At 43.7% G+C, this 26,480-nt stretch carries 39 protein-coding genes; 3 read left to right on the top strand and 36 right to left on the bottom strand.

Annotation, left to right across the window (positions count from 1 at the left end; all coding sequences use genetic code 11):
* A partial coding sequence (locus B2089_RS08280; RefSeq protein WP_296686756.1) for a Glu/Leu/Phe/Val dehydrogenase dimerization domain-containing protein occupies window positions 1–931 on the bottom strand: 931 nt, incomplete at its 3' end.
* A 295-nt stretch (window positions 932–1,226) separates the two neighbouring features.
* On the opposite strand from B2089_RS08280, the gene B2089_RS08275 reads away from it, so the two are divergent.
* Window positions 1,227–1,859: an RpiB/LacA/LacB family sugar-phosphate isomerase gene (locus B2089_RS08275; RefSeq protein ID WP_296322016.1), complete on the top strand. Its 633-nt coding sequence runs from the start codon at window positions 1,227–1,229 to the stop codon at window positions 1,857–1,859.
* Between the two features lie 44 nt (window positions 1,860–1,903).
* Here B2089_RS08275 and B2089_RS08270 read toward each other — a convergent pair whose 3' ends face one another.
* The 7 genes from B2089_RS08270 to B2089_RS08240 all read right to left on the bottom strand — a co-directional run bounded on the left by B2089_RS08270 (window position 1,904) and on the right by B2089_RS08240 (window position 8,057).
* Window positions 1,904–2,305: a hypothetical protein gene (locus tag B2089_RS08270; RefSeq protein WP_296322014.1), complete on the bottom strand. Its 402-nt coding sequence runs from the start codon at window positions 2,303–2,305 to the stop codon at window positions 1,904–1,906.
* Window positions 2,306–2,314: 9 nt separating this feature from the next.
* The gene (locus B2089_RS08265) at window positions 2,315–2,998 is read right to left on the bottom strand and encodes a TMEM165/GDT1 family protein (RefSeq protein WP_296322011.1); all 684 of its coding nucleotides are present in this window, start codon (window positions 2,996–2,998) and stop codon (window positions 2,315–2,317) included.
* 81 nt (window positions 2,999–3,079) lie between these two features.
* Window positions 3,080–3,859, bottom strand: a complete 780-nt coding sequence (gene rlmB, locus B2089_RS08260) for a 23S rRNA (guanosine(2251)-2'-O)-methyltransferase RlmB (protein WP_296322008.1) — start codon at window positions 3,857–3,859, stop codon at window positions 3,080–3,082.
* Window positions 3,860–3,879: 20 nt separating this feature from the next.
* Window positions 3,880–4,380 carry a YchJ family protein gene (locus tag B2089_RS08255; protein WP_296322005.1) on the bottom strand — a complete coding sequence of 167 codons (501 nt, stop codon included), beginning with the start codon at window positions 4,378–4,380 and terminating at the stop codon, window positions 3,880–3,882.
* Between the two features lie 43 nt (window positions 4,381–4,423).
* Window positions 4,424–4,828 (bottom strand): RrF2 family transcriptional regulator, encoded by a 405-nt coding sequence (locus B2089_RS08250; RefSeq protein WP_296322003.1) that lies wholly within the window; start codon window positions 4,826–4,828, stop codon window positions 4,424–4,426.
* Window positions 4,829–4,907: 79 nt separating this feature from the next.
* A complete protein-coding gene (cysK, locus tag B2089_RS08245) occupies window positions 4,908–5,840 on the bottom strand; it encodes a cysteine synthase A (protein ID WP_296322000.1) in 933 nt (310 codons plus the stop codon).
* 150 nt (window positions 5,841–5,990) lie between these two features.
* Window positions 5,991–8,057 carry a methyl-accepting chemotaxis protein gene (locus B2089_RS08240; RefSeq protein ID WP_296321998.1) on the bottom strand — a complete coding sequence of 689 codons (2,067 nt, stop codon included), beginning with the start codon at window positions 8,055–8,057 and terminating at the stop codon, window positions 5,991–5,993.
* 133 nt (window positions 8,058–8,190) lie between these two features.
* Here B2089_RS08240 and B2089_RS08235 point away from each other — a divergent pair, with 133 nt between their 5' ends.
* Window positions 8,191–10,692: an EAL domain-containing protein gene (locus tag B2089_RS08235; RefSeq protein ID WP_296321995.1), complete on the top strand. Its 2,502-nt coding sequence runs from the start codon at window positions 8,191–8,193 to the stop codon at window positions 10,690–10,692.
* On the opposite strand, the gene B2089_RS08230 is transcribed toward B2089_RS08235, so the two are convergent.
* Complete coding sequence (locus B2089_RS08230; RefSeq protein WP_296321990.1) at window positions 10,693–11,979, bottom strand: O-acetylhomoserine aminocarboxypropyltransferase/cysteine synthase family protein; 1,287 nt, start codon at window positions 11,977–11,979, stop codon at window positions 10,693–10,695.
* A 249-nt stretch (window positions 11,980–12,228) separates the two neighbouring features.
* On the opposite strand from B2089_RS08230, the gene bioB reads away from it, so the two are divergent.
* A complete protein-coding gene (gene bioB / locus B2089_RS08225) occupies window positions 12,229–13,305 on the top strand; it encodes a biotin synthase BioB (RefSeq protein ID WP_296321987.1) in 1,077 nt (358 codons plus the stop codon).
* Between the two features lie 63 nt (window positions 13,306–13,368).
* On the opposite strand, the gene B2089_RS08220 is transcribed toward bioB, so the two are convergent.
* The 27 genes from B2089_RS08220 to rplC all read right to left on the bottom strand — a co-directional run.
* Window positions 13,369–13,611, bottom strand: a complete 243-nt coding sequence (locus B2089_RS08220) for a hypothetical protein (protein ID WP_296321984.1) — start codon at window positions 13,609–13,611, stop codon at window positions 13,369–13,371.
* An 11-nt stretch (window positions 13,612–13,622) separates the two neighbouring features.
* On the bottom strand, window positions 13,623–14,150 hold the full coding sequence (rplQ, locus tag B2089_RS08215; RefSeq protein ID WP_296321981.1) for a 50S ribosomal protein L17: 528 nt from the start codon (window positions 14,148–14,150) through the stop codon (window positions 13,623–13,625).
* A complete protein-coding gene (locus B2089_RS08210; RefSeq protein WP_296321978.1) occupies window positions 14,140–15,201 on the bottom strand; it encodes a DNA-directed RNA polymerase subunit alpha in 1,062 nt (353 codons plus the stop codon). Before B2089_RS08210 ends, rplQ begins: the two co-directional genes overlap by 11 nt.
* Window positions 15,202–15,359: 158 nt before the next feature.
* Window positions 15,360–15,740: a 30S ribosomal protein S11 gene (gene rpsK / locus B2089_RS08205; protein WP_296321975.1), complete on the bottom strand. Its 381-nt coding sequence runs from the start codon at window positions 15,738–15,740 to the stop codon at window positions 15,360–15,362.
* A 21-nt stretch (window positions 15,741–15,761) separates the two neighbouring features.
* Window positions 15,762–16,133, bottom strand: a complete 372-nt coding sequence (rpsM, locus tag B2089_RS08200) for a 30S ribosomal protein S13 (RefSeq protein WP_296321971.1) — start codon at window positions 16,131–16,133, stop codon at window positions 15,762–15,764.
* A 10-nt stretch (window positions 16,134–16,143) separates the two neighbouring features.
* On the bottom strand, window positions 16,144–16,257 hold the full coding sequence (gene rpmJ / locus B2089_RS08195) for a 50S ribosomal protein L36 (RefSeq protein WP_184660867.1): 114 nt from the start codon (window positions 16,255–16,257) through the stop codon (window positions 16,144–16,146).
* Between the two features lie 142 nt (window positions 16,258–16,399).
* Complete coding sequence (secY, locus tag B2089_RS08190; protein WP_296686742.1) at window positions 16,400–17,731, bottom strand: preprotein translocase subunit SecY; 1,332 nt, start codon at window positions 17,729–17,731, stop codon at window positions 16,400–16,402.
* 23 nt (window positions 17,732–17,754) lie between these two features.
* Window positions 17,755–18,216 carry a 50S ribosomal protein L15 gene (gene rplO, locus B2089_RS08185; RefSeq protein WP_296686738.1) on the bottom strand — a complete coding sequence of 154 codons (462 nt, stop codon included), beginning with the start codon at window positions 18,214–18,216 and terminating at the stop codon, window positions 17,755–17,757.
* Window positions 18,216–18,401: a 50S ribosomal protein L30 gene (gene rpmD / locus B2089_RS08180; protein ID WP_296686736.1), complete on the bottom strand. Its 186-nt coding sequence runs from the start codon at window positions 18,399–18,401 to the stop codon at window positions 18,216–18,218. Before rpmD ends, rplO begins: the two co-directional genes overlap by 1 nt.
* A gap of 2 nt (window positions 18,402–18,403) precedes the next feature.
* On the bottom strand, window positions 18,404–18,922 hold the full coding sequence (gene rpsE, locus B2089_RS08175) for a 30S ribosomal protein S5 (protein ID WP_296686733.1): 519 nt from the start codon (window positions 18,920–18,922) through the stop codon (window positions 18,404–18,406).
* Between the two features lie 8 nt (window positions 18,923–18,930).
* Window positions 18,931–19,296 carry a 50S ribosomal protein L18 gene (gene rplR, locus B2089_RS08170; protein ID WP_296686730.1) on the bottom strand — a complete coding sequence of 122 codons (366 nt, stop codon included), beginning with the start codon at window positions 19,294–19,296 and terminating at the stop codon, window positions 18,931–18,933.
* Between the two features lie 13 nt (window positions 19,297–19,309).
* Window positions 19,310–19,849, bottom strand: coding sequence for a 50S ribosomal protein L6 (rplF, locus tag B2089_RS08165; protein WP_296686728.1), 540 nt, complete (start codon window positions 19,847–19,849; stop codon window positions 19,310–19,312).
* A 12-nt stretch (window positions 19,850–19,861) separates the two neighbouring features.
* The gene (gene rpsH / locus B2089_RS08160) at window positions 19,862–20,260 is read right to left on the bottom strand and encodes a 30S ribosomal protein S8 (protein ID WP_296686724.1); all 399 of its coding nucleotides are present in this window, start codon (window positions 20,258–20,260) and stop codon (window positions 19,862–19,864) included.
* Between the two features lie 13 nt (window positions 20,261–20,273).
* Window positions 20,274–20,459: a type Z 30S ribosomal protein S14 gene (locus B2089_RS08155; protein ID WP_296686721.1), complete on the bottom strand. Its 186-nt coding sequence runs from the start codon at window positions 20,457–20,459 to the stop codon at window positions 20,274–20,276.
* 9 nt (window positions 20,460–20,468) lie between these two features.
* Window positions 20,469–21,020 (bottom strand): 50S ribosomal protein L5, encoded by a 552-nt coding sequence (rplE, locus tag B2089_RS08150; protein ID WP_296686718.1) that lies wholly within the window; start codon window positions 21,018–21,020, stop codon window positions 20,469–20,471.
* Entirely contained in the window at window positions 21,020–21,334 is a 315-nt protein-coding gene (rplX, locus tag B2089_RS08145) for a 50S ribosomal protein L24 (protein WP_296686715.1), read from the bottom strand. The genes rplE and rplX overlap by 1 nt, the downstream gene beginning before the upstream one ends.
* A gap of 13 nt (window positions 21,335–21,347) precedes the next feature.
* On the bottom strand, window positions 21,348–21,716 hold the full coding sequence (gene rplN / locus B2089_RS08140; RefSeq protein WP_296686711.1) for a 50S ribosomal protein L14: 369 nt from the start codon (window positions 21,714–21,716) through the stop codon (window positions 21,348–21,350).
* An 18-nt stretch (window positions 21,717–21,734) separates the two neighbouring features.
* Window positions 21,735–22,010, bottom strand: a complete 276-nt coding sequence (gene rpsQ, locus B2089_RS08135; RefSeq protein WP_296686709.1) for a 30S ribosomal protein S17 — start codon at window positions 22,008–22,010, stop codon at window positions 21,735–21,737.
* Window positions 22,011–22,020: 10 nt separating this feature from the next.
* Entirely contained in the window at window positions 22,021–22,239 is a 219-nt protein-coding gene (rpmC, locus tag B2089_RS08130) for a 50S ribosomal protein L29 (protein WP_296686708.1), read from the bottom strand.
* An 11-nt stretch (window positions 22,240–22,250) separates the two neighbouring features.
* Window positions 22,251–22,667, bottom strand: coding sequence for a 50S ribosomal protein L16 (gene rplP / locus B2089_RS08125; protein ID WP_296686705.1), 417 nt, complete (start codon window positions 22,665–22,667; stop codon window positions 22,251–22,253).
* A 5-nt stretch (window positions 22,668–22,672) separates the two neighbouring features.
* Window positions 22,673–23,434 (bottom strand): 30S ribosomal protein S3, encoded by a 762-nt coding sequence (rpsC, locus tag B2089_RS08120; protein WP_296686703.1) that lies wholly within the window; start codon window positions 23,432–23,434, stop codon window positions 22,673–22,675.
* Window position 23,435: 1 nt separating this feature from the next.
* The gene (gene rplV, locus B2089_RS08115) at window positions 23,436–23,792 is read right to left on the bottom strand and encodes a 50S ribosomal protein L22 (RefSeq protein WP_296686700.1); all 357 of its coding nucleotides are present in this window, start codon (window positions 23,790–23,792) and stop codon (window positions 23,436–23,438) included.
* A gap of 11 nt (window positions 23,793–23,803) precedes the next feature.
* A complete protein-coding gene (gene rpsS / locus B2089_RS08110) occupies window positions 23,804–24,082 on the bottom strand; it encodes a 30S ribosomal protein S19 (protein ID WP_296686697.1) in 279 nt (92 codons plus the stop codon).
* A gap of 17 nt (window positions 24,083–24,099) precedes the next feature.
* Window positions 24,100–24,924 carry a 50S ribosomal protein L2 gene (gene rplB / locus B2089_RS08105; RefSeq protein WP_296686695.1) on the bottom strand — a complete coding sequence of 275 codons (825 nt, stop codon included), beginning with the start codon at window positions 24,922–24,924 and terminating at the stop codon, window positions 24,100–24,102.
* Window positions 24,925–24,970: 46 nt separating this feature from the next.
* The gene (locus B2089_RS08100) at window positions 24,971–25,261 is read right to left on the bottom strand and encodes a 50S ribosomal protein L23 (RefSeq protein ID WP_296686691.1); all 291 of its coding nucleotides are present in this window, start codon (window positions 25,259–25,261) and stop codon (window positions 24,971–24,973) included.
* Window positions 25,261–25,902, bottom strand: coding sequence for a 50S ribosomal protein L4 (gene rplD / locus B2089_RS08095; RefSeq protein ID WP_296686688.1), 642 nt, complete (start codon window positions 25,900–25,902; stop codon window positions 25,261–25,263). The genes B2089_RS08100 and rplD overlap by 1 nt, the downstream gene beginning before the upstream one ends.
* A 17-nt stretch (window positions 25,903–25,919) precedes the next feature.
* The coding region (rplC, locus tag B2089_RS08090) for a 50S ribosomal protein L3 (RefSeq protein ID WP_296686684.1) at window positions 25,920–26,480 on the bottom strand (561 nt) is incomplete at its 5' end.

Below are 26,480 nucleotides of genomic sequence, written 5' to 3'. Positions count from 1 at the left end.
AGAATTTTGCTTTTGGATATTTTTTGACATAAGCGTCGATTTTCTCTTTGCGGCCACGGAATTCCATAACATAAGCGAGCTTTTCAGCATCGATTCCGTCTTCGTCGAGGATGTAACCTGTTGAGTCAGACAAAGTGATAACCTTTCCGCCCAACTGTGTGACTTTCTGACAAGCGTACTGAGCGACATTTCCGTCACCAGAGATGATTGCTGTCTTGCCCTTGAAGTCAGTTCCGGCAGCCTTGAGCATACACTCTGCGAAATAGATAAGACCGTAACCTGTAGCCTCCGGACGAATCAAAGAACCGCCGAAGTCCAGGCCTTTTCCTGTGAGAACGCCAGTGAACTGGTTTGTAATTCTCTTGTACTGACCGAACATGTAAGCAACTTCTTTTCCGCCAACGCCTTTGTCGCCGGCTGGAACATCTGTGTCAGCACCGATGTGTCGGTAAAGCTCAGTGATGAAGCTCTGGCAGAAGCGCATGATTTCGCCGTCTGATTTTCCGTGACCGTCGAAGTCTGAGCCACCTTTGCCGCCGCCCATTGGGAGAGTTGTCAAAGAGTTTTTAAGAACCTGCTCAAATCCCAGGAATTTAAGGACATCAAGACCAACCTCTGGAGAGAAGCGGAGGCCTCCTTTGTAAGGTCCGATTGCAGAGTTGAACTGAACGCGGAAACCACGGTTTACATGAGGTTTTCCCTGATCGTCTGTCCAAGGAACACGGAACATAATGATTCGCTCCGGCTCAACGAAACGCTCAAGAACGGCTGTGTTCTCAAGCTCAGGCATTGTGTCAACGACCGGTGAAAGAGTCTCCAAAACGAGACCTGCAGCCTGAAGGAAGTGCTCCTGATCAGCATAACGAGTTTTGAGCTCGTCCCAAACGCGCTTACAATAAGCGTTCTTAACATTAAATTCTTTGATTGCCATTTTTTTCTCCTATTCTGGCTCAGCCGATTTCGGCGTCTTTTTTCTTGCTTCACACGGAAACAAAAAAGGCGTCATAAATAAAAAGCCTCAGTGAATCCAAATGGACACAATAAGCTCTTTATTTACGACGCCTTTGTCATGTCATTACTATATATAAAAACAAAAAAAGTGTCTATATCTTTACGAAAATTTTCCAGAACTTCATTCTGATTGTCCAGGATTTTTTTTGCCCACTATCCCTAAATAATAAAATCATCTATTATATATAGAAGAAATATTACAAATAGGAGTTTATATGAAAATCGCATTGATTAACGAAAATTCTCAGGCAGCAAAAAATGAAGTCATCTACAAGGCTCTCAAAAAAGTTGCTGATGCCCACGGATTTGAAGTCGTAAATTACGGAATGTACTCAGCCGACTCACCTTCCCTCACCTATGTTCAGAACGGCATTCTGGCCGCAACTCTCTTGAACTCAAAGGCAGTTGATTATGTAATCACTGGCTGTGGCACTGGCGAAGGCGCAATGCTTGCTTTGAACAGCTTCCCAGGCGTAATCTGCGGTCATGTGGCAACTCCACTGGATGCCTACACATTCGCTCAGATTAACGACGGAAACGCAATTTCAATTCCGTTCGCACTCGGTTTCGGCTGGGGCGGCGACCTGAACTTGGAATACATTTTCGAAAAACTCTTCTCTGAGCCAAGCGGACAGGGCTATCCTCGTGAGCGAGCAGAACCAGAGCAGCGCAACAAAAAAATCCTGGACGGCGTGCGCGAAAAAGCATTCAAGCCATTCGTCGAGATTCTTGAATCTTTGGACAAGGATTTGGTAAAGGGAGCATTCGCCGGCGAAAAGTTCAGCGAGCTTTTCTTCCGTGACTGCAAAGACGAAAAAATCGCTGCAGCTGTCAAAAAATTGATGTAAAAGCCAACGCGACCGCCATTTGTGGCGGTTGCGCCCAATTTGTTTTACTTTGCCCCTTCCAGAATTTCAAACTGACTTTTATCATCTTCAAAAAGTTTTTTGCAAGAAGTCTTAATCGTGTCATAAAAACCGCTTCGAATTTTAATAGTTCGGGCATCTACCTCTCGCACATAAAACACAATGTTAAGACTCTTTATCTGTGTAACTCGCTTGTTATCGGCAGTCCAGGCTTCATCAACCTCAACTTTATCATCTTCTTTATAAAATCGTCGCCAAGTCCCCAACTGCGTTTTAAAAAAATCAATCGCCGCCTCATAAGACATGCCTTCTGTGCTCAATTTGTTGATTCGCTCAAGGATTTCGTTTGAGTCTTCACTTGGTTTTGCGTTTTTAATGTCAGAACGCGCCCAAGATTCTTCAGTTTTATTGGTAGTTATATGAAACATAGATTTCTCCTAATGAAGCTTTCGATTTCTAAGTATAATAATAGCACAAATTCCTGTAAAAAGGAATGCAGAGCCTGCCATAATCGGAAGAAGAAGTAACTGTGCATTCAAATCAAGTAGAACTTCATAAAGATTCACGAATCCAAAGACTGCAAAAACCGCGAAGGCCAGTAATTTAAAGAAGCGGTCAGGAGTTTTTCCGTGCAAGATAAAGGCAAGGACAAGACCGATGATGTCAGCCGCAAAAAAACCGATTGAAGAGGCAAGCCAGACAAAGAAAAGAGCCGGATTGAGGCCGTTAGTCGCACCGAATGTGATTGCCGAAAGCTGGGTTTTGTCGCCAAGCTCCGCGATAAAGAAAATACAGAAAACCGCAAGGGAAGCCAGTGAGATTTTTGAGTCGCCCACCCCTTCCTCATCTTCTTTTTTAATCAGGGAAGTCGTCGAAAAATAGAAAAAAGCCGCCGTCGCAATCAGCTTTACAATCCAAAGGTGAGCCTTGAGGAATTCATTGAGAAGACCGCCTGCACACACAGAAATACCATTTATTACAAGAATAGCCGCCGCCGTGCCTAGAATGATACTGCGGATTTTGTATTTTGAAGTGAGGGCAAAAAGCATGAGCTGAGTCTTGTCGCCCATCTCCGCCACGAAGAAAGTCAACAAGACCGTGAAAAAATATGAAAGTGTCAATTTTAGTACCTCGAAAAAATCAGATAGGGATGAATCGCGGGCAGACACAGAAAAAAAATCCGCATTTATCCGCGTCAAATTTTAATCCAAACTCTGCCTGTAACGCTCGTAGAGAAGCACGCCTGTCGCCACTGAAACATTCAGGCTGTCGATTTTACCGCAAGTCGGGATTGAGACGATTGAGTCACACTGCTCTTCAAGCAAACGGCTGATTCCGCTACCCTCGCTCCCCATGATAATACAAGTTTTTGCAGGGAAAGTAAGTTTCTGCACAGACTCACCGCCTGCGTCCGCTCCATAAACCCAAAAGCCAGCCTCTTTGATTTTCTGCACGGCCCGGTTCAAGTTTTTTACCACAGCGCAAGGAACATAGCTGCTCGCCCCCGCCGAAGCGCGGGCGATGATTTCATTCTCGCTTACATTTCCCACGCTGTTTCGCTGAGGCATTAGCGCAAGACTTACGCCAAACTGGTCGCATGAACGCAAAATCGCGCCAACATTATGAGGGTCAGTGATTTCGTCAAGAACGACAATAGTGCTTTTATCTTCGGAAAGGGCTGCTTCTGCAATCCATGTGTCGAAATTCACTTCGTTTTGAGGACTTTCTTTAGCCCCCTCAAAAACAAGCACGATTCCACGGTGGTCTCTGGCAACCTCAGGCAAATTCTGCACGAGGGAATCCAGCATTTTGTTGTCGCTTTGAGAACAAGGAATTCCCGCCGTTTTCGCCACATCAAGGATTTTTTTTACGCGGGGACCAATCTTAGAATAAGAAAGAGAAAGCCCCTCGATTTTGCCTGATTCACAGGCTGAGCGAACTTTCTCTTCGATGGCATGAAAGCCAGTAATAATTTGTTTCATTTAACTGTTTCTATTAGGAACTATCGTCCGCAACATTTCTTATATTTTTTGCCGCTTCCGCAGGGACAAGGATCATTTCGACCGATTTTTGCGCCCTCACGAACGACTGTCATAGGTTTTACGCTGCCCACAGAGTAGAGCCATTCGCCGTTGACTTTCTTGAAGTAGCCGACCTCGTGGTGAATGTCACGCAAGCCGCCCTTGTCAGTGTAAGTCGCCTCGAATTCAACGATTCCTTCCTCGTCGTTCTCGCCGCCCTTTTCGGTGCGCAAGATTTTGAGACCGTGCCATGTAGAGTTTTTAGCCCAGTCTTCAGTTGCCTTGCGGTCGATTTCTGCAATTTTCTCGCCTTCTTCGCATGAATTGATGATAAAGTCAATTTCCTGTTTTTCGTAAGAAGAATAGCGGGCGCGCATGAGAGCTTCTGCCGTGGGTGCCTTTACGCTTCCCTTAATGATTGGCTGGCAACACTCGCCATATTTTTTTCCAGAGCCACAAGGACACAAATCTTTTTCTGCCATTTTATTTTCCTTAAAACTAAAGTCTGTCTATTATACTGAATTGTTATTTTTTCATCAAATCTTTTATGGAAACCGAATCCAAATATCCCTCAATCAGCTCGTCAAGTTTCGTCCACATGGGAATTGTGCGGCAATGCTCTTTTTTGGGACAAGGAGCCGCCCCCGCTTCAAGACAGGCAACCGGAGCCAAAGTTCCCTCGGTAAGACGCAAAATATCCCCCACCTTATAATCTTCTGGCGCACGATTAAGCTTGTAACCGCCACCCTTTCCGTGAACGCCGTCCACAAAACCGTTTTTTGAGAGAAGTGTCATAATCGACTCAATGTATTTCTGTGAAATTTCCTGCCGTTCCGCAACATCTTTAAGGGGAATTCGTTCATCCTCACTATGCTCCGCCAAATCAACCAAAACCCTAAGCGCGTAACGACCTCGTGTAGAAACAATCATAAAAAAACCTCGTGCAACTAGACTTCAACCTAGTATATCACGAGGTTTAAAAAATTACAAATTTTTGGGGCTATCCTTTCTAGTCAGCGAAAAGCGGTGTGGAAAGGTATCTGTCGCCTGTATCTGGCAAGAGAACCACGATGTTCTTGCCCTTGTTTTCCGGTCGTTTCGCAACTTCGATTGCTGCCCACAAAGCCGCTCCCGAAGAAATGCCAACCAAAACGCCCTCTTTCACGCCGACCAAACGGCCAGTCTTGAATGCGTCATCGTTCTCAACGGCGATGATTTCGTCATAGACCTTTGTGTCCAAAACATCTGGAACAAAGCCCGCACCGATTCCCTGAATTTTGTGGGCGCCAGGAACGCCAGTTGAAAGCACTGCAGAAGATTTTGGCTCAACTGCCACGATTTTCACATCCTTGTTCTTTGACTTCAAGAACTGACCGACGCCAGTGACCGTTCCGCCAGTTCCGACGCCTGCCACGAAGAAATCAACTTTGCCGTCAGTGTCTTCCCAGATTTCAGGACCCGTTGTCTCAAGGTGAGCCTTTGGATTGGCCGGGTTCACGAACTGACCTGCGATAAAGCTGTTCGGCGTTGTCGCCTTGATTTCCTCAGCCTTAGCGATTGCGCCCTTCATGCCTTTTGAGCCTTCAGAAAGAACAAGTTCTGCTCCATAAGCCTTCATCAACTGGCGTCGCTCCACGCTCATGGTATCCGGCATAACGATGATTACGCGATAACCGCGGGCAGCCGCAACGCTCGCCAAACCGATTCCCGTGTTCCCCGAAGTCGGCTCGATAATAGTAGAGTCTTCTTTTAGGATGCCCTTTGCCTCAGCGTCATCAAGCATTGCCTTAGCGACACGGTCTTTGACGCTTCCTGCCGGGTTAAAATATTCCAGTTTGGCAATTACTTTTGCCTGAAGATTAAATTCCTTCTCAATGCGAGAAAGTTCCAGAAGAGGTGTGTGACCGATAAGCTGGTCAGCTGAAGTGTAAATATGCGCCATAATTTCTCCTTTTTTCAAATATAGTTCCAAACCTACTTTTATTCTACCCTTTATTACCTACCTTGTCAATAGGTAATAATCAATTTTGAGTTTTTCCTTTCCTTTCTCGGCCCGCGAGGGGAGAGACTTCTCCCCTTCCCTTTTCTATTTTTACACTGTCTTGAATTTTCTTACATCAGAGCCAAGTTTATTCACATTTTCATCAAGGCTTTCTACACATTCATCAAGCCGCATTCCGCTTTTCACGACACTCTGAGCGTTTTCCGACATCGCAAACATGCTGCTCTGGACTGCCTGAAGAGAAACCTTCAGTTTATCCATTTCTTCAAGTACATGTCTGCTTCCTCCTGCCATTTTAAGGGAGGCGTCCCGCACATTTTCGGCCGTTTTGTCCATGGCAGAAAGCGAGGCGATTACAGTCCGTGAGTCTTCATTCTGACTTTCAAGAGAAGTGCGGATTGACTGCACGAGAGAATCCGTCTCCTGGATTTGTGCAGATACTCCTGAAAATGACTGGCTTGTTTCCTGCGAGGCAAGGACTATTTCGCTGATAGAATCCTGAATATTTTTAAGCTGGTCACCGATTGTTTTTGACTGACCGGAAGAAGTTTCAGAAAGTTTCCTGATTTCGTCGGCAACTACCGCAAAGCCCTTTCCAGCTTCACCTGCATGAGCCGCCTCAATGGCCGCATTCATAGCCAGCAGGTTCGTCTGGCTTGCGATTGAAGCAATAGCCATGTTCGCTTCCTGGAGCATCTGTGACTGCTGCTCAATCTGCGAAATCCTGTCATTCACCCTCTGCTGCTTTGACATTCCGCTCTGAGCCGCACTATCCAGCTGATTGAAAGAAGCTGCCATGCTTTCCATGGAAGTGCTGATTTGCTCAATTCCCTTTAAAAGCTTCGAAACCGCCGCAGAAGACTCCCGGATGCTTTTTGTCTGCGAGTCAATCATCTCGTTAACGGTATTTATGCTTGCGGCAACATCTTTCACCACATCCGTAGTCTCTTCAAAGCCCTCTGACTGATTTTTAACCTGTTCCTGAACAGTTCCGATTCCCAGTCGGATTGAGGTCATTGAATTGGAAACAGAAGAAACACTCTCTTTCATATTCTGCGAAACCACATCAAGGTTGTCGCTGGAATTTTTGATAGTTCCAATCATCCCCTGTAATTTTTCCATAAAGGCATTGAAATAAGAGACCAGACTATGAATGGATTTGAAAGGAGTATGGAGATTCGTATTCAGCCGGCGGGTCAAATCACCCTCCCCGGAAGCAATATCCTTAACCGTGACATTTACCTCAGAAAGAGGTGCAAAAAGGCTTCGGATTGAATAGGCGATTAACAAAAGTGCAAGCAGAATCACAAAAACAGCGAAAGGAACGATTGCATTGGCAAAAAAATCTTTCACCGTAAAGGGAACAAAGAGCACAAGCTCCCAGCGCAGGGCGTCAATCGGCGAAATCAGATAGACACCGCTCATTGTCGTATAAACTTCCGTTTTAGACGGCAAAAGATTCTCTACATCATTCAACTCAGGCAGGGCACTTGTAATCGGGACTTTGTTTTCAAGGTCGCTCACATTCGTTGATGCCGAAACTTCCTTGTTTCCGTTGTACATATACATGGTAACGCCATCTTCAAGACTCTGATACATCGACTGGACAAAATCGTTAAGCTCAACTCCAGTTCCAGTAATGCCAGTTACCTTTCGGTTTTCGTTGTAGACGAGTACATTTACCCACATAAATGTCTTTTTAAGACCGATATCGTAATCCACATAAAACTGGAAGGGTAAATTAGCGTCTATAGTCATCTGATACCATGCGCTTCCAGGGTCAGATTTATCAAGATCGTAGATGAATTCCATGTTGGAGTAGTATTTTAAGTCAGCGTCAGAAATCCAAAAAGTCCTGTGAGATGAAAAAGATTCCTGAAAAGTCTCAAAATCGCGGAAGGCAAGTTCCCGTACGCCCTCATCACCCGGATTCTCCATGTAATCAACAACAGCAGGAGATTTTGCCAGCTGCACGGCAAGCTTTCGCTCAGGCAAAAGTCCGCTTTCCATCTCAAGAACTTTAGCGTAGCGGATTCTTTCCAAGCGTTCCACGGTTTTGCTTCTGAATATTTTGACAGATGACAAAGCCACCACAAAAAGCCCCATAACAGCAATTACAAGCGAGGCAAATGCGAGCGGTTTGTTTATAATTTTCATAATTGTTACTTCCTACAGAAACAAAATTTATCATAAGGAAATCGCTTGTTCAAGCCCTAACTTTAATTTATCTTGAACGCTTTCTAATCTAAAAAATTTGCTATCTATATACTTTCATGTTAAAATAATCTTTATGGACGCCAATTATTATGATTATTTAACCCAGCTACCCACTATGACCTACTTCTTTGAAACTTCCACGGCACGAAAGGAAAGCATCAAAAAAAATCACGGTTCACCTGCAATTCTCTTTATCACCCTTCACGGTTTAAAATCTTACAATCAAAAAAACGGCTTCCCGGAAGGAAATAAAATCCTCCAGTCTTTTGCAAAACTCCTGTCCAACATTTTCGACAGGGAAAACTGCTGCCGCTTGGGTGGTGCTCATTTTACCCTCATTACAGAAGAAGAAGGTCTTGAGCAAAAGCTTTCTTCCTTAATGGGCAAAATCCCTCTCATACAAGTGGGGGGGGGGCTATACATACATATAGGTATTTATCCCTGCAAAACTGAAGAAATCAGCATCTATTCGGCATGTGACCGGGCAAAACTCGCCTGCGATTCCATAAAAGATGAGAAAGTTTCGGCAATCAACTATTATGACCAGAAAATCCGCCTTGCCGAAGAAAATCACCGCTACATTATCGAAAATTTCAACAGGGCAATCGCTGAACGCTGGATTACGGTCTACTATCAGCCGATTATCCGCGCAGTCAACGGCAAAGTCTGTGACGAAGAGGCTCTCGCCCGCTGGATAGACCCAATCAAAGGCTTTCTGTCTCCGGCCGATTTTATTCCCGTCCTCGAAGAAGAAAAACTCATTTACAAGCTCGATCTTTATGTTCTGGAACGAGTCCTTGAAAAAATGAAATTCTTTCAGTCCAAAGGAATTGAAGTCATACCCCAGTCAATCAATCTTTCCCGCTCAGATTTCGAGTCCTGCGACATCGTTGAGGAAATCCGCACGAGGGTTGATCTGGCAGGCTTTCCCCGCAATAAAATCAGCATAGAAATTACAGAAAGCGTAGTTGGCAGCAACTTTGACTTCATGCTCCGGCAAATCAACCGATTTAAAGACTTGGGCTTTCCTGTCTGGATGGATGATTTTGGAAGCGGCTACTCATCCCTCAATGTCCTTAAAGAAATTCCTTTTGACCTCATAAAATTCGACATGAGTTTTATGCGCCAGTTCAACGAAAAAAACAACGGCAAAATCATTCTCACCGAACTTATGAGAATGGCTTTCTCCATCGGTGCAGACACAATCTGCGAAGGCGTTGAGAGCGAAGAGCAGCTTCAATTCCTTAAGGAAATAGGCTGCTCAAAAATTCAGGGATATTACTATTGCAAGCCCATTCCCATTGAGCAAATTCTTGAGCGAATCGAAAAGAAGATACAAATCGGTTTTGAGAATCCGGATGAGACTCACTATTACGAAGCCGTCGGCCGCGTAAACCTCCATGACCTGGCCGTAATTTCTTACGGAAACGAGCAGGATTTCAGCAATGTATTCAACATGCTCCCCATGGCAATCATTGAAGTAAAGGACACATCAATACGTTTTGTCCGCACAAATCAGTCTTACCGTAAATTTTTCTCCAAGTCCTTCGGCTTTGGACTTATGGGTAAGCCTATTCCGATTTCAGAAATTTTGCATAGTGCCGGCACTGCCTTCATAAAAAGCGTTCTCCAAGTCGCAAAAGATGGAAAACGCACTTTCACCGACGAAATTTTACCAGATGGCTCACAGGCAAATTATTTCATCCGCAGACTGGCAGAAAATCCCATTACAAAACGCACTGCTCTTGCAGTTGCAGTTCTGTCAGTCAAAGACTCCGCAAAAGGATCGACTTACGCCAACATTGCAAAAGCCCTGGCAGCAGATTATTTTCATCTATTTTATGTTAATCTAAAAACAGAAGAATTCATCGAATATTCCACCGGCTTAGGTGAAGACATTATGACATCAGAAAAGCATGGCGAAAACTTCTTTGAACAAATCCGTAACATGGCAGCAAAAGTTCTCCTTCAGGATGATAAAAAAATATTCCTCGAAACTTTTTACAAAGAAAATATTCTCAGCGAAATCGACGAACACGGAAGATTCGCAATGACCTACCAAATAATGCGAAAAAGCGGGCTGGTTTATGTGAATATGAAAGTTATGCGAATGAAGCATGACAGTGACTATATAATCATAGCCCTCAGCAATGTTGACTCCCAGATAAAACAGCAGAAAATGCTCAAAAAGGCAAAGCAGGACGAAATCATCTATTCCCGGCTTATGGCTCTTTCCGGCGATTTTATCTGTATGTACATTGTTGACCCTAAAACTGAATCCTACACCGAATACAATGCTTCAAAAGACTACGAATCGCTGGGAATATCGAAACAGGGAAACGACTTTTTCGCTACCTCTCATAAAAACGCAAAAATAACACTCTTTAAAGACGATGTACCGCTTTTTATCGAGAAATTCACTTTAAAAAACATTATAGCGGAAATAGAGCAAAAAAATTCTTTCTCACTCCATTACCGCCTCATGCTGAACGGCGAGCCTCACCCCGCAAGTACCAGAGCCGCCCTCGTCAAAGAAAACGGCGAGGACAAACTCATAATCGGAATTCGAATATAATTACTTAGCTGCCGCAAAGCCTGCTTCAAGGTCAGCGATGATGTCATCAACATGCTCAGTTCCGATTGAAAGACGGATTGTGCTCTGGCTGATTCCCTGATCTTTCAGTTCCTCGTCGGTGAGCTGGGAATGAGTCGTTGTTGCCGGGTGAATGACCAGTGATTTGACATCAGCGACATTTGCCAAAAGGCTGAAAATCTTCAAGTTGTCGATGAATTTCCAGGCCGCTTCCTTACCGCCCTTAATCTCAAAAGTAAAGATTGAGGCGCCACCATTGGGGAAATACTTCTCGTAAAGGGCATGGTCAGGATGATTTTTAAGCGACGGATGATTTACCTTCTCTACCTGAGGATGCTTGCTCAAGAATTCCACGACTTTCTTTGTATTTTCCACATGACGGTCAAGACGGAGTGAAAGAGTCTCAACGCCCTGCAAAAGAAGGAAGGCATTGAACGGGCTGATTGTTGCCCCCTGGTCACGGAGCAAAATTGCCCGGATGTAAGTGACAAAAGCAGCCGGTCCCACAGCGTCAGCAAATGAAATTCCGTGATAGCTTGGGTTAGGTGCGGCGATTGGAGCATACTTTCCGCTCTTCTTCCAGTCAAATTTTCCAGAATCAACGATGATTCCACCCAAAGTCGTTCCGTGACCGCCCAAGAATTTTGTCGCCGAGTGAACAACGATGTCCGCTCCATGCTCAATCGGCCGAATCAAATAAGGAGTACCGAAAGTGTTGTCGATTACAAGGGGAAGACCATGCTTGTGAGCGATTTCAGCGATTTTGTCGATGTCAGGAATGTCCGAATTCGGGTTTCCCAGAGTCTCCAAATAAACAGTTTTTGTATTTGCCTTGATTGCGCCCTCAATTTCTGCCAAGTTGTGAGCGTCAACAAAAGTCGTCTCGATTCCAAAATCCTTCAAAGTGTGGGCAAGCAAATTGTAAGAGCCGCCGTAAATCGTTTTCTGGGCGACAATGTGGTCTCCAGCCTGAGCCAAAGCCTCAATCGTGTAAGTGATAGCCGCCGCGCCAGAAGCCACCGCCAAAGCTGCAACGCCACCTTCCAATGCCGCAACTCGCTTTTCAAGCACATCCTGAGTAGAATTGGTCAAGCGACCGTAAATGTTACCCGCGTCCGCCAAGCCGAATCGGTCAGCCGCATGTTTTGAATTGTGGAAGACATAAGAAGTCGTCTGATAAATCGGAACTGCCCGTGAATCCGTTACCGGGTCAGCCTGTTCCTGTCCTACATGAAGTTGAAGTGTCTCGAAATGAAGTTTATTTGCCATAATTTTTCTCCTGCTTTTTTATTTATTCCTACTAGGTTGGTAGGTATCTACACTATAAGATTTATTACCTACTATGTCAATAGGGAAAGAGAAAAAAAATTATTATTTTTATTGTTAACGCTGACTTTCAGTTTTAAGTTTACAATTTTGTGGATTTTCGTTACACTAAAGAAAAGTCACAAGCAGACAACGATTCTACCCAATTTCTAAGCATCGTCTAGGCGTGGCTTTTTTTATGAGGTAAAAAAAATGATAAACTTAAACGAACTTTCAGATGACATCATAAAAGGGAAACGCTTCGGACGCACAGACGACCTTTCCTTTTTCAAAACCTGCGATATAAGAGAACTGACAAAAGCCGCAGACAAAATCCGCGCTCATTTTAAAGGCGACCGAGTTGACCTCTGCACGATTATCAACGGACGGAGCGGAAAATGCGGCGAAAACTGCAAATTCTGTGCACAGAGCGCCCATAATCACACCGGCTGTGAGGAATATTCTTTTTTGGACGAAGAAAAAATCATATCTGAGGCAAAATCAAACCAAGACGAGGGAGTAAACCGTTTCGCAATCGTTACGGCTGGCCGGGCTCTGACCGGCGAGGATTTTGAAAAAGCACTCCATGTGTACGAACGCATGAACAAGGAATTGAGCATAAATCTCTGCGCGTCAATGGGTTTTATCAACCGGGAGCAATTCAAGAGGCTCAGAAAAGCGGGCGTTACGAGCTATCATCACAATATTGAGACTTCTCGTCGAAACTTTCCCAACATCTGCACAAGTCACAGCTACGACATGAAAATCGAGACAATCAAAATCGCCCAGGAAGAAGGCCTTTGCGTCTGTTCCGGCGGAATCATCGGCATGGGAGAGACTTTTGAAGACCGAATCGACATGGCGCTCTCCCTTCATGAACTGGGCATCCGCTCAATCCCAATCAACGCCCTCATGGCAATTCCAGGCACTCCATTTGAAAAGAACACACCGCTTACCGAAGAAGAAATCTTACGAACTATGGCAATGTTCCGCTTCATCAATCCGGAAGCAAATATCCGACTCGCCGCCGGCCGCAAGCTTCTTTCAGAAAATGGCAAAAAAGCCTTTGAATCCGGCTGCTCAGCCACAATCACTGGCAACATGCTCACCACCAGCGGCAGCACAATCCAGGGCGACGTCAAAATGCTCAGAGAAATGGGCAGAATTACAAAAGCACAGAAAGGCACGACTTGCGACTCTTGTGATTGCTCTTCTTCATGCGATGACGATTCTTGCTGTTGCTCATCATGCGACACGCCAAACAACAAGAACTGCGAATCATGTAAATAGATTATCCTAAAAAATAAAGCCGCCCCTGTATCAAGGAGCGGCTTGGCATAGTTTGAATTAAACTTATGCTTCTGCTGGAGCTTCTTCAGCAGGTGCGGCAGCTGCAGCTGCGGCTTTACTAGCTCGTGCTTCTTTTTTTGCAATATTTTTCAGTTCAGCATTGCAGCGTTTGCAAATTTTTACTGTATTGCCGTCAATTTCTTTTTCATAAAGAACTTTGACATTTTCAGTTCCACAGCGTGGGCATTTACCACGACCGTGATTAAATTCAGTGCGAACACCAGTTCCGCGATGTGCTTTAGACATACTTAACTCCTTTATTTTGCTTCTTCAGCAGGAGCTGCTTTCTCTGCAGTCTTAGCTTTTGATGCAGCTTTCTTTGCAGGAGCTTTTTTTGCAGCCGGTTTCTTTGCTTCAGCCTTTGGCTCTGCTTTCTTTGACTCAGCTTTCTTTGCTTTTGCCGGTGCTTCGTCTTCGCTTGAAGGCAACTTGTAGTCGACCAATTCAAGGATTACAACATCAGCGGCATCGCCCTGACGGAAACCGAGTTTAAGAATTCGTGTATAACCACCATTGCGATCCTTCATGCGAGGACCAATTTCTGTAAAGAGCTTATTCAAAATCTTCTCATCCTGAACAAACTTAGCAGCAGTACGGCGGTTGTGTACAGAATCTACTTTACTGCGAGTAATCAACTTTTCAGCAGCTTTACGAACTTCTTTAGCCTTAGCCTGAGTAGTTGTAATACGCTCAAATCTGAAAAGTGAAGTCACCATATTTCGCGCCATTGCACGCTGATGTGCGGCTGTGCGTGAAAGTGGATTAAATCCTGTCTTATTTCTCATTGGATTCTTCCTTTTGTGCTGGCTTTGCCAAATTGACTGAATTTTTAAGATGACTGTAATCAGTCATGCCCAAGTTCAAGTTCCATTCAAGGAGCTTTTCTTTGATTTCTGTAAGAGATTTTTTACCAAAGTTTCTTGTTTTGGCAATATCGTCTTCAGTTTTTCTAGTCAATTCGCCGATTGTGCGAATATTCGCATTTTTAAGACAATTTGATGAACGAACTGAAAGCTCAAGCTCCTCGACTGGAGTATTAAGCAATTGACGAATTTTTTCGTCGCCCTCATCAAAATCATCTGTTCCAGAAACATCACTGTCATTAAAGTTTACAAAAACCGAGAAATGATCTTTCGCAATTTTTGCAGCTTCTGCCAATGCATCTTCTGGAGAAATAGTTCCATCAGTCCATACTTCAAGAACAAGCTTGTCATAATCGTTACGCTGACCAACTCGGCAGGGCTCGATCATGTATTTAGCTTTTGTAACAGGAGTAAAGATTGCATCCATCGGAATTGTGCCAACAACTTCGATATAATGCTCGTTCACTTCTGCCGGAACATAACCTCTTCCCAAATCAACCTGAATTTCAAACTCAACATGAGCGCCTTCCATCATTGTAAAGACTGTCTCACCCTTCGTAAGAATCTCAAGCTGACCTTCTCTTGCAAAATCATCAGTCTTGACTGTACCAGGACCTTTGAAATCAAAAAGAAGCGTATCCTGCTCAACATCTTCTGGCAATCTCAAGCGCATAAGCTTGAGACTGTTCAAGATTTCCAAAGTATCTTCCGAAACATTTGGAATTGTTTCGAATTCACTAGAAATAACATGCGGAACTCCATCTGCATCGTAAGAAGTAATCCTTACAGAGGAGACTGCATATCCCTGAATAGATGAAAGAAGTACACGGCGGAGTGCATTTCCAATTGTTGTTCCGAAACCTGTCTCAAAAGGATAAGCTGTAAACTTTCCGTAATTTGGGTTCGTTTCAAGATGATCGAACTGAACGGTTTTTGGTTTTTTAAAACCTTTCAGCAAGTTTTTACGAGCCATCTGAACTCCTTTTTAAATTATAGAGCTCATACAGGAGCTACTGTTTCACTCAGAAGAGTCCGTCTCTTCCGATTCCCAACTATCATAGTAACAATGTTTCAAAGAGAAACACAAAAATTCACGAAGACAGGAAAAAATCCTGCCCCTGTGAATTCAAGTTACATGCGGCGAGTTTTGCGAGGACGACATCCATTGTGCGGAATTGGTGTTGTATCTGCGATTGACTTTACTTTCAATCCCAAGTTACCAAGTGCACGAACGGCATTCTCACGACCCATTCCCGGACCTTTAACAAATACATGGACTTCACGAAGACCATAGCTAACAGCTTTCTGAACAGCCGACTCAGCAACAGTCTGTGCGGCAAACGGAGTTGATTTTTTTGCTCCGCGGAATCCGAGTCCACCAGAAGATGCCCAAGAAAGAGCATTTCCGTTCAAGTCTGTAATAGTTACGATAGTATTGTTGAACGTAGCCTGGATATAAACATTTCCCTCGTATACGCTCTTCTTTTCCTTTCGCTTTTTTGCGGTTGCCATTACCTAAAATCCTCCGTCTAATTAGACTGCCTTCTTTTTGTTAGCGACAGTCTTCTTCTTGCCCTTTCGAGTGCGTGCATTAGTGCGTGTACGCTGACCACGGCACGGCAAGCCTTTTCGGTGACGAAGACCACGGTAACAACCGATGTCCATCAGACGCTTGATGTTAAGACCGATTTCTGAACGAAGATGACCTTCAACCTTATACTCTGAATCAATCAAAGTACGGATTTTTGCCAATTCGTCCTGATCCAAATCATTAATCATTTTGTTTGGATCAACCTTTGTCTTTTCGCAAATTGTCATTGCTGATGAACGACCAATACCGTAAATGTAGGTCAATGCAACAAAGACATGTTTATTTGGGAGGTCAACTCCCGCAATTCGAGCCATCTGTTACTCCTCAACCCTGCTTCTGCTTATGCTTCGGATTTGAACAAATGATACGGATGATTCCGTTTCGTTTGATAACCTTACACTTATCGCAGATGGGCTTTACGCTGGTTCGTACTTTCATAAAAGTCCCCCTGGGGATAGTATACTATGCTTGAATCATGGCAGTTCGCAATGAACTACAATCCAAGTTCGATGAGTATACCATAAATCCCCAATCTTATTCTACAGGAAAACCAAGAAATTTTGCTAAATTCTTATAAAATCTACAAATTTCTTGATCGTAATTTGCCTTTCTTAACAAAACCATCTGCATGGTGCATCTTAAGAAGGGCTTCAACCTGACTCATAGTATCCAAGTCAACACCAACCAAAATCAAGAGCGAGGTACCTCCCATCAGCATAGAAATTGACTGAGGGAAGCCAAAAAGATTCTGGATGATTGTCGGCAAAACTGCGATTGCAGCAAGATAAAGAGAGCCCGGCAATACAAGTCTATTCAGAACTTTCTGCATATATTCTTCTGTTTTATCAGTTCTAATTCCAGGGATAGAACCGCCGTTTTCACGGATATTCTTTGCGATTTCTGTGGGGTTCAGGGTTACCTGTGTGTAGAAGTATGCAAAGAAGATAATCAACAGAACAAGAAGAACATTGTAGAGTAAGCCAGTCGGATTGAGTTTCGCTGAAAGAGCGACAATCCAGCGGGCTGAATTCTGGTTAGCGCCAAAACTTTGGACAATCTGCAACGGGAAAGTTAAAAACGATGATGCAAAAATTACCGGAATAACTCCCGACGGATTGATTTTAAATGGAATGTATGTGCTCTGTCCGCCATACATTTTTCGACCAACTACACGCTTAGCATAGTGCACAGGAATCTTTCGTTCCCCAGACTGTTCGTAAACAACAAAGGCGATAATTCCAATGAACATAAGCAAAACAATAATTACAAAGACAGGATTTAATCCATCCTGAACTCGATGATAGAGTTCAATAGATGCATGTGGCAATCGAGCAACGATACCGGCAAAAATGAGCATTGAAATACCATTACCAATACCGTGTGCTGTAATTTGATCACCGAGCCAAATAGTAATCATTGCACCTGTTGTGACAGTGAGCATTGCGAGCAACTTGAATGCGAGCTGATTCTCCAAAGCAATAGCCCCAGGAATACTCGCTGCATACACGGTTACAGCCAAAGACTGAATCAAACAGACAAAAACCGTACCGATTCGAGTCCAAGCCGCAACTTTGCGCTGACCACCATCTTCCTGAGCCGCTCGTTTGAGCGACGGGAAGATAATCAACGCAAGTTGCAAGATAATCTGTGTTGATACATAAGGCATAACACCGAGCATGAACACAGAGAAATTAGAGAATGCACCACCGGCAAAGAAGTCCATGTAACTGGCAAACGCGTTTTTGTTATGCTTAGCAAGATCCTCAAAATATGTAACAAGAACCTGAGCATTGATTCCCGGAATTGTAAGAACACAACCGAGACGAAAAACGACGAGTACAACAAAAGTAAAGAAAATGCGATCACGCAATTCTTTAATTCTGAACATATTTGCAATTGGATTGTTTGCCATTTGCCTCTCCAAAGACTACTTTTTTATTTTGTTTCTTCAGCAGCCTTTACAGAGCCACCAGCTTTCTCGATTTTAGCTTTTGCCGAAGCAGAAACCTTGTCAACATCAACTGTAAGGCTCTTGGTCAAATCACCGTTTCCAAGGATTTTAACCAATTTGCTTGAAGATTTAACTAAACCTTTTGATACAAGAGCAGCCTTATCAACAGTCTCTCCAGCAGCAAATTTCTGCTCAAGAGATTCAACATTGACGATAGCATATTCTTTCTTGAAAGGATAGTTAGAGAAACCGCGGTGAGCGATACGACGATAAAGAGGCATCTGTCCACCTTCAAAGCCAACATACGGAACTCCAGTTCCTGATCGTGACTGCTGACCTTTGTTTCCCTTTCCTGCTGTTGTACCGAGTCCAGAAGAAGAACCGCGTCCTACTCTCTTCGGCTTTTTATTAGCACCCTCTGGTGCGTGCAAAAGAAAATCAGACATTATTCAGCCTCCTCTACTTTTACAAGGTGAGCAACAGAATCTACCATTCCGAGAATGGAAGGAGTTGCTTCGTGAACAACTGAAGAGCTAATCTTTTTAAGACCAAGACTGCGGACAGTCGCCTTTTTCTCTGGTTTCTGACCGATAACGCTCTTTACGAGAGTAACTTTAATTTTCTTAGCCATAATTAACCCCACATATCCTGCAGAGATTTACCTCTGTTAGACGCAATTTCTTTAGCATCCATGAGACTTTCAAGAGCATTGAATGTAGCGCGAACTACATTGACAGGGCTTGAAGATCCCAAGGACTTAGAAATAACATCAGTTGCTCCAATTGCATCCATGATAGCACGAACTGTACCACCAGCGATGATTCCTGTTCCCGGACAAGCCGGTTTCAAGAGAATTGAAGAGCTCTTATAATTACCGAGCATTTCATGTGGCAAAGTACCGTTCTTTACAGGAACGAACATCAAATTTCTCTTTGCCTTATCAAGACTCTTGCGAATTGCTTCAGATACATCATTAGCTTTACCAAATCCGTATCCAACGCGACCTTTTCCATCGCCGACAACTGTAAGAGCTGAGAACGACATGCGGCGACCACCTTTTACAGTTTTTGCCGTGCGGTTCAATCTTACGAGTTTTTCGACGAACTCTTTCTGTTCTTTATGATCTTTGTCAAACTTATTCTGGCGTTCCATAGACTCTCCTAGAAAATGATACCTGCTTTGCGGGTTCCATCGGCAAGGGCCTTTACAACACCATGATACAGGTAACCATTGCGGTCGAAGACTACAGTCGTAATCTTTTTATCCTGCAAGCGTTTTCCAAATGCTTCACCGAGTTTTGCCGCACCCTCAGTATTTGGCTTAAGGTCAGCAAATTCTTTTTCCAATGTGGAAATTGAAGCAAGGGTGTGTCCCTTATCATCATCAATAACCTGAGCGTAAAGGTTTGTGTTGCTTCGGTACACAGTCATGCGTGGACGAGCAGCAGTTCCGTAGATTGACTTACGGATGTGAACCTTACGATGCAGGCGTTTTCTTGCTTTGTCATTCATTTTCTTAACGAACATGTGTTACACCGCCTTATTTAACGCCGGTCTTACCGACTTTGCGTCTGATAACTTCAGTTTCATAGCGAATTCCTTTGCCTTTATATGGCTCTGGAGCACGCAACTTACGAATCTGAGCACTGAATTCACCTACCAACTGTTTTGAACTACCAGTGATAGTAACTTTACCTGCAGCGTCTGCTGTAACAGTAAGACCTTCAGGAATAACTGCGATGAAGTCAGATGAATATCCGAGGTTCATCACAAGTTCTTTACCTTTTACTTCTGCACGGTAACCAACACCTGTAATAACAAGCGTTTTTGTGAATCCTTCTGTAACACCAACTACCATGTTGTGAATGAGATTGCGGTACAAGCCATGAGCTGCGCCGGCATTTTTTGACTCATTTACTGGTTTCACCAACAATTCGGTTCCTTTAACTTCAACAGTAACCAAATCATTGATTTTTTCTTTGAGTTCGCCTTTAGGACCTTTTACAGTAACAAGCCCTGGGTTTACAGTGATTGTAACTCCCGCTGGAATAGCAACAGGAAGTTTACCAATTTTTGACATATCTTCCTCCTATTACCAGACTTTGCAAACCAATTCGCCACCGACCATCTTTTCGCTTGCCTTCTTACCAGTTGTTACACCAGCAGAAGTAGAAACAATCAAAGTTCCCAAGCCATTATAGATGCGTGGCAAATCTTTATAACCAGAATAAACTCGGCGTCCTGGTGTAGAAATTTTTTCTACGCCATGAATAACCGGATTATTTGAATCATCATATTTCAAGAAGATACGGATGATATTTTTTCCTTCTTCCTGAACTTTCTTAAAATTCTTGATGTAACCTTCTGTTTTCAGGATTTTAACAATTTCCAACTTAAGTTTTGATGTCGGAACATCAACTTTTTCGTGGCGAACCTGAACAGCGTTACGAATCTTAGTCAGCATATCTGCGATTGGATCTGATACACTCATTTCTATTCCTCCACTACCAGCTAGATTTTGTTACGCCTGGCAAAAGGCCTTCGCCTGCCATTTTGCGGAAACAAATACGGCACATCTTGAATTTGCGCAAATAACCGCGAGGGCGGCCGCAAATCTGACAGCGATTATATTCGCGTGTCTTGTATTTCTGTGGGCGAGCAGCCTTGATAACCAATGATTTCTTAGCCATGATTCCTCACTACTTTCTGAACGGCATGTTGAACTTAGTAAGAAGTGCCTTAGCCTCAGCATCAGTGTTTGCACTTGTTACAATAGCGATATTCATACCAGAAATCTTAGTGATTTTGTCAAAGTCGATTTCTGGGAAGATAATCTGTTCAGTAATACCAAGAGAGAAATTTCCGTGTCCGTCAAAACCAGTTGCTTTGATTCCGCGGAAATCTTTTACACGAGGTAATGCAACATTGATAAGGCGGTCCAAAAATTCATACATATTGTTACCGCGCAATGTTACCATTACACCTACTTCATTGCCCTCACGGAGTTTGAAGTTTGCAATACTCTTTTTCGCTCTAGTCTTTACAGCATGCTGTCCAGTAATCTGAGTAATATCAGCTACTGCGGCGTCAAGGAGTTTCTTGTTAGTGAGAGCTTCGCCAACACCCATGCTTACCACAACTTTTACAAGTTTTGGAATCTGCATAACGGATGTGTAACCGAGTTCTTTGAAGAGCTCTGGGGCGATTGTGTCCTTGTAGACTTTCTTAAGCCGTGGTACGTAATTATCCATTACAGTGCTTCTCCACATTTACGGCAGACACGAATCTTTTTGTCGCCGTCGATTTTATAACCAGCTCTAGTCGGACCACATTTTTTACAAACGAGTGCGACATTAGAGATGTGCAACGGAGCCTCAATCTCGACGATTCCGCCTTGATCCTGCTGGCTTCGTTTTCTCATTGCCTTTTTGACAATGTTGATTCCTGAAACGATAACTGCATCTTTTTTGGTAACCATGCGAACAACAGTTCCACGCTTACCTTTGTCTTTTCCTGCAATTACCTGGACGGTATCGTCCTTATGGATTTTGAATTTCTTGTTCATTATTCAATTCTCCTTACAGAACTTCCGGCGCAAGTGATACGATTTTCATACAATCCATATCACGAAGCTCACGGGCTACCGGTCCAAAAATTCGTTTTCCCTTCGGATTTTTGTCTGCATCAACGATAACGCAAGCATTGTCGTCGAAGCGGATATAGGTTCCGTCTGGGCGGCGGTATTCTTTCGCAACGCGAACGATTACAGCCTTTTCAACTGCACCTTCTTTGATAGTAGAAGTAGGAATTGCTTCCTTAATTGCTACTACAACAACATCACCGATTCCGGCATATCGGCGGTGTGAACCACCGAGAACCTTGATTACCTGAGCTCTTTTAGCTCCGGAGTTATCGGCAACTGTCAAATTTGATTGCATCTGAAGCATGTCTTTAACTCCTTAAGCTTATTTAGCTCTTTCGATGATTTCTGCAAGTCGCCAGCACTTATCTTTGCTGATTGGACTGCATTCTACGATGCGAACTGTGTCTCCAATGTGAGCTTCGTTCTTCTCATCGTGTGCCTTACACTTCTTAGTTCGTGTAACATATTTTTTATAAAGGGTATCCATTTTTTTAGTGTTGATTGAAACAACGATGGTTTTATCCATTTTATCGCTTGTTACAAGCCCCACAAAAGATCGTTTACCACCCTTTTTATTCTGAACAACCTGTTCTGCCACGGGTCAGCTCCTATTTAGTTTCTCCGGCAAGTTCTTTTGCTCGGATGAAGGTGTTCAAACGCGCTATATCTTTGCGCATTTCACGCTTCTGCATAGGGTTATCTACATGACCGATTACCATCTGGAATCGGAAATCCATGTATTTCTGTTTAAGTTCATTTCGCTGCGCAACCAACTCAGCGTAAGAAAGTTCTTTGAAATTTTTCTTTGCTTTTTTAGAATCAGCCATTTCTTAACTCCTTAGTCTTTCGTTGGTTTGAAAGCGATTTTCGTTTTGATAGGAAGTTTGCTAGCGGCGAGCTCAAGAGCACGCTCGGCAAGCTTAATATCAATACCACCAACCTCAAACAAAATGACACCTGGTTTTACAACGGCTGCCCAGAACTCTGGAGAGCCCTTACCTTTACCCATTCGAGTATCAGCAGGTTTTTTTGTTATTGGTTTGTCCGGATATACACGAAGCCAAACATTACCTTTTCGTTCAAGCTTACGGTTGATTGCGACACGAGCAGCCTCGATATGTCTTGCATTCAACCAAACTGGCTCAAGTGCTACGAGAGCGATTTCGCCGAAATCGATTGTGTTGGCTCGCGTTGCGTTACCTTTGATTCTACCGCGCTGTACTTTGCGGTGAATAACTCTTTTAGGACTAAGCATTTACTTTACTCCTTTGAAGCATTTGCCGCACGAGCAGGCTTTTTAGCTCTTGGTTTTTCAGCATCGCCAGAAGCCTGTGAGCGATCATGGCGTGGCTTTTTAACAAGCTGACCAGCATCTTCCTGCGGGTCACGGCCATATTTCATACCATTGTAGACCCATACTTTGATACCGATTTTACCGTATGTTGTATGTGCCTCAAATGTGCCGTAGTCGATATCCGCACGAAGAGTATGGAGAGGAACGCGTCCCTCTTTGTGCTCTTCAGAGCGTTTCATATCTGCGCCACCAAGACGACCAGACAAGCGAATCTTGATTCCCTGTGCTCCGCCTTTCATTGCATTTGCAGAAGACTGTTTGAGAGCCTTACGGAATGAACCGCGACCTGCAAGCTGGCGACCGATATTCTGTGCAATAAGTGAAGCATTGATATCAGCACGCTTAATTTCCTTAATCTTAATCTGAACTTTTTTGGTCAGTTTAGACTGGATTTCGGCACTGATTTTTTCAATGTTAGCACCTTTTACACCAATAATAACACCTGGGCGTGCTGTATGAATTACAATAGTAACACGCTGCGGATGACGAACAATTTCGATTTCTGCAATGTCAGCATTCTGACACTCTGGCAAAGCCTTAACCATATTGCGGATTTTCAAATCCTCAATAACAAGGTCTGCATATTCACGAGGATTTGCATACCAGCGTGACTGCCAAGTCTTGTTAATACCAAGACGCAAACCGATAGGATTTACTTTCTGACCCACTTTATTCCCCCGCCTTCTCGTCAACAATGACGGTGATATGACACATGCGTTTCAAGAGCTGATCAGCACGACCTCGTGCACGGAACCAAACTCTCTTGAGTCTCGGACCTTCGTCAATGCGAATTTCTTTGACATAGAGCATATCTTCATCAAGATTCTTGTTAGCGAACAGAGCGTTTGCTACAGCTGATTTAAGAGTTCCTTTAATCAACTTAGCGCCTTTCTGCGGCATATTATCAAGAATTGCCATAGCTTCAGAGCATGACTTCTGATTGATTACATGTGCGACAGGGCGAACCTTTGTCGGTGATGCAATCAGGAATTTTGTAGTGGCTACATAACCTTTCTTTTCAGCCATAATATCCACCCTTACTTATCAGCTTTTTTGTCTGAGCCGCCGTGACCTTTGAAGGTACGGGTCGGAGCAAACTCGCCAAGCTTGTGGCCAACGAGATTCTCTGTTACATAAACAGGAATCCATGCTTTACCGTTGTAAACACTAATTGTGTTTCCAACCATCTCTGGAATGATAGTAGAGCAACGAGAATATGTTTTAACCATCTTCTTGTCAGACTCTTTGTTCATTTCAATAACTTTCTTATAAAGACTCTTTTCAATGAAAGGTCCTTTTTTAACAGATCTTGACACCGTTAACTCCTATGCAACTACTTCTTGCGGCGTGAAATAATAAACCGGCTAGAAGTCTTTCGCTTGTTGCGGGTTTTGTAACCACGACATGGCTGCCCCCATGGAGTAACAGGAACATGTCCCTTACCAGCGCCTTCACCACCACCGAGCGGATGATCGACTGGGTTCATAGCCATACCACGAACTGTCGGACGAACTCCGAGCCAGCGTCTGCGACCAGCTTTTCCAAGCTGAGTGTTCATGCGCTCTTCGTTTCCAACGATACCGATAGTTGCATAGCATCTGCCATGAATTCGGCGTGTTTCGCCTGATGGAAGACGAACGATTACATAATCACCATCTTTACCCTGAACAGTAGCACCAGCACCAGCAGAACGAACAAGCTGTCCGCCTCGGCCAAGTGTAAGTTCGATGTTATGAATAGTGAAGCCGGCAGGAATTGATGCGAGCGGAAGTGCATTTCCAACAGTTGGAGCTGCATTCTCACCAGCCATAATTTTCTGTCCGACGACAAGACCTTTTGGAGCGATGATATAACGTTTTTCACCGTCTGCATACGCAATCAAAGCAATGTTTGCACTGCGGTTCGGATCGTACTCAATAGTCTTAACCGTTCCAGGAATGCCATGTTTGTTGCGTTTGAAGTCGATAACACGATATCTTCGTTTATGACCGCCACCCTGATGTCGTACAGTGATACGACCAGCAGAGTTACGACCAGCGTTAGATTTAAGACCTGATACCAGTGTTTTTTCGGGTTTATCTGTTGTCAGTTCTTCTCTTACCAAATCAATACGGGTACGAGTACCTGCTGAATATGGTTTAAAAACTTTAAGAGCCATCTGGTTCCCCTTAATTTACGATTCACGATTCCCAAGTTCTAAGGACTTAAACGCCCTCAAAAACCTTGATCGTTTCTCCTGGAGCAAGACGAACAATCGCCTTTTTCCAGCTGGCAGTTCTACCGGGTTTACCACGAACCCGTTTTACCTTGCCACCAACATTAACAGTTGTGCAATTAACAACTTTTACATTGAAGAGCTTTGCTACAGCATCTTTAATCTGGATTTTTGTAGCAGAAGGATCTACTTTAAAAACATACTTACCCTGCTCACGCAAAGCTGTTGCTTTCTCAGAAAGAACCGGCTCAATAAGAATGTCATGCATATCAAACAACATTATTTAGCCTCCCCTTCAAGTTTGCCATAGAATTCGGAAAGATTCTTTGCGGCACCCTCAAGCATAATAACTTTTCTTCCGTAGAAGAGGTCATGTGCACGAAGGCGGTTATAAGACAAGAAATACAAATTGCGGATATTTCGTCCAGCCTGTTTGATTTTTTTGTCGTCGTCTTTCAAAATAATGACTGTGCGCTCATCTTTTGCGAAATTGCTCAAGATTTTCACCAAGTCCTTTGTTTTTCCGCTCTCAACAGTGAAATCTTCGATGACTGTAAGTCGATCGCTCTGAGCCTGAAGACTCAAAATTGATTTCATAGCAAGGCGCTTTTCTTTCTTTGGAATTGAATAGCTGTAATCGCGGGGTTTCGGTCCGAAAATAGTACCGCCGCCAACATTGATTGGTGATTTTTTGTCACCACGACGAGCGTGACCTGTTCCCTTCTGTTTGTACGGCTTTGCATTTGAGCCATGAACTTCAGCACGAGTTTTTGTACAAGCAGTTCCTACGCGTTTATTTGCTAATTCATTTGTGATGGCATAGTAAATAACATCTTCGTTTACAGGAAGTCCGAACACTTTATCATCAAGATTGATTGTGCGGAGTTCTTTACCATCGATTGAATAGACTTTCTTTTCCATTTTTCGTATTCCCTCGATTATTTCTTGACCGCGGACTTGATAATCAGCGTGCAGTTTTTATTTCCTGGGACAGCCCCACGAACCAACACAACTTTGAGTTCCGGATCGATTTTGACGATTTTAAGATTCTGTACCGTAACTCGCTCAGATCCCATTCGACCAGCCATTTTGATGTTCTTCATGCTGTGTCCTGGTGTAGTACAATTTCCTGTACCACCTGCTTCACGATGGAATTTTGAACCGTGAGAAGCACGGCCACCATGGAAGCCCCAGCGTTTCATAACGCCCTGGAATCCCTTTCCTTTTGAAGTTGCTGTAACATCAAGGAATGCAGTTTTTTCAAACAATTCAAGACCAATCTGGTCTCCAACTGCAACTTCTTTCTCGAAGTCTCTGAATTCTTTCAGATGACGCTTCGGTGAAACATTTTCAGGAAACTGACCTTTGTATGCTTTGCTGACTTTTGATTCTTTCAAATCTTCAAGACCAAGAACAACAGCATCATAGCCATGCTTTTCCTGAGTTTTTGTAGCAATAACAGTATTCGGTTCAACATGGATCACGGTTACTGGTGTCAG

The sequence above is a fragment of the Treponema sp. UBA3813 genome (genome assembly GCA_002368605.1).
Lineage (GTDB): Bacteria > Spirochaetota > Spirochaetia > Treponematales > Treponemataceae > Treponema_D.
This window is presented reverse-complemented; position numbering and strand designations above follow the sequence as displayed.